Annotated in this window: 3 protein-coding genes; 1 reads left to right on the top strand and 2 read right to left on the bottom strand. The window is 58.2% G+C overall.

Features of this window, described 5'->3' with window-relative positions; translation table 11 throughout:
* The first annotated feature begins 416 nt into the window (after positions 1-416).
* Positions 417-863, top strand: a complete 447-nt coding sequence (locus tag ACRXB1_RS34765) for a YidB family protein (protein WP_061999556.1) — start codon at positions 417-419, stop codon at positions 861-863.
* Positions 864-933: 70 nt separating this feature from the next.
* On the opposite strand, the gene ACRXB1_RS34760 is transcribed toward ACRXB1_RS34765, so the two are convergent.
* Both ACRXB1_RS34760 and ACRXB1_RS34755 read right to left on the bottom strand, forming a co-directional pair.
* Complete coding sequence (locus ACRXB1_RS34760) at positions 934-1,368, bottom strand: nuclear transport factor 2 family protein (protein WP_449494620.1); 435 nt, start codon at positions 1,366-1,368, stop codon at positions 934-936.
* A 236-nt stretch (positions 1,369-1,604) separates the two neighbouring features.
* Positions 1,605-2,302, bottom strand: a 698-nt coding sequence (locus tag ACRXB1_RS34755) for an AAA family ATPase (RefSeq protein ID WP_449494619.1), incomplete at its 5' end; no start/stop codon positions are given.

The raw sequence follows: 2,302 nt of genomic DNA, 5'->3' as shown, positions 1-2,302 counted from the left end.
CCGGACCGGGCCAGAAAGGTGCTGAAAAACGTGTGCCGAAACTCACCGTTCATTTACTTTTAACATATCGGCAGATCCGGCGCGCACTTGAGCGAAAAGCAAAGGTGCCGCCTGGTTACTGATCGGCATCTGGCGCGAGCGGCGCCAAGGCATCGAAGAAGTCGAAGAAGAAGAAAGCCGCGAGCGACGCGGCTGCAACCTGAGGACAGCGGCGCGTTTCTTTCGCGCGCCGTTGACTTGATGCAAGGGCGTATCGTTCGTGAAACGGACACAAACACGACGCTCGAACTTAAGCGCACTCAGGTCGTTTTGCAGCAGAACACGCGTTGTCCTGACGGACGGCGCCTTGTTCGCCCGGTCACTGCAACACAACCGGGCGATATACCCAACCCGTATCGCTTTTCAGAGAGACAGCCATGAGCCTACTCGATACCCTCGCCTCCTCCTTCGGCAAATCGTCACCGGAAGGTGGCGGCGCAGCACCGGCCGGTCTGGTCGCTGTCGCCATGGAATTCATCAACAACCAGCCAGGCGGCCTGACTGGCCTGATCCAGCGCTTCCATGAAAATGGCGCAGGTGATGTGGTGTCGTCATGGATCGGTCATGGCGAAAACAAGCCGATCAGCTCGGACACCCTGACCAACGTGCTCGGGTCGGGCGCAGTCAGCGACCTCGCACAGAAGGCAGGTGTGTCGGGCGATCAGTTGAGCGGCATGCTGGCCTCCGTGCTGCCGCAACTCGTCGACAAGGCAACGCCGAACGGCGAAGTGCCGGCGGACGGCAAGCTTGATCTCGGCAGCGTGCTGGGTTCGCTCGGCGGTCTGGGTGGCCTGTTCGGCAAGAACGAAGAACCGAAGGCTTGAGGGTTCTTCGCTTTATAGTGTTTGCTTGAAGTGACGAAGGGGCATCGGAGTAATCCGTTGCCCTTTTTCGTCAATGCTTGAAACCCTGGCGCGCGAGCAGCTTCCAGTCGTTGCCGGCCTTCTTCCAGACCATCAACTGATCGAGTTCGACATCGGTCTGCTTGCCGTCGCTTTCCACCGTTGTCGAAAAATGATCCCGAACGATGGCGTTATCGCCCGCGAGCGTCACGCTCGGCTCGGTCAGGTCGATGCGCTTGTAGTGCGTCTTCCCGCTCGTGATCGTATCGATATAAACCTGCTGGTTCTGAACCGAAGCGTTCGAATGACCGTAGCTCAAAGTCGAGGTGGTCAGCGCTTTGAGTTCGGCGCCGTTGGCCGCGATCATCGCGGCATGCAGGCGCTTGACGGCCGAGTCAAGGGACGCCTGATCGCTGGTCTTGGCGTAGACGTTCACCGACGCGGCGCACGCAACTGTCGCTGCCAGCAAGAGGTTCAGTTTCGTCATGGAATGATGTGAGTTGGAGGTGATTAGAACGGACGTCCTATGACTTTCGCCTTTTATAACGGAGGACTTTCAAGTCTGAGCGCCGCTGTCTAGATACGACGTCAGATAACTTGGTCGCAGATTATCACGATGCCCAAAGTTCGCTAACGGGGTATACCCAAACACGCTCCTGCTCCAACCACGAATAAAACGCCCGATAAACCTCATCGGGCGTTTCATCACATCGCCAACGCGTCTTAATGCACGACGCGATCGAACACCAGCTCCCCGTCCCGAACATCCACAGGGATCACGTCCTTCGGCCCAAACTTGCCGGCCAGGATCAGCTTCGCGACCGGGTTCTCGATCTGCTGCTGGATCGCGCGCTTCAAGGGCCGCGCGCCGAACACCGGGTCGTAACCCACCTTGCCGACCAACTCGAGCGCCGCGTCCGATACATCCAGCTGCATCTCCAGCTTCGCAAGCCGTTCATGCAACCGCTGCAACTGGATCTTCGCAATCGACTGGATGTTGCTCCGGTCGAGCGAATGGAACACCACGACGTCGTCGATACGATTCAGAAACTCCGGCCGGAAGTGCAGCTTGACCTCTTCCCATACGGCATCCTTCACCGCTTCGTGCGGCTCGCCGACCATCGACTGAATCACGTGCGATCCAAGATTCGATGTCATCACGATCACCGTATTCTTGAAGTCCACGGTGCGCCCTTGCCCATCGGTCATACGGCCATCGTCGAGCACTTGCAGCAGCACGTTGAACACGTCCGGATGCGCCTTCTCGATTTCATCGAGCAGGATCACGCTGTATGGTTTGCGCCGCACGAGCTCGGTCAGATACCCGCCCTCTTCATAACCGACATAACCCGGGGGTGCGCCGATCAAACGCGCGACGCTGTGCTTCTCCATGAATTCGCTCATGTCGATACGAATCAGGT

Source organism: Caballeronia sp. M23-90, assembly GCF_053574605.1.
This window is presented reverse-complemented; position numbering and strand designations above follow the sequence as displayed.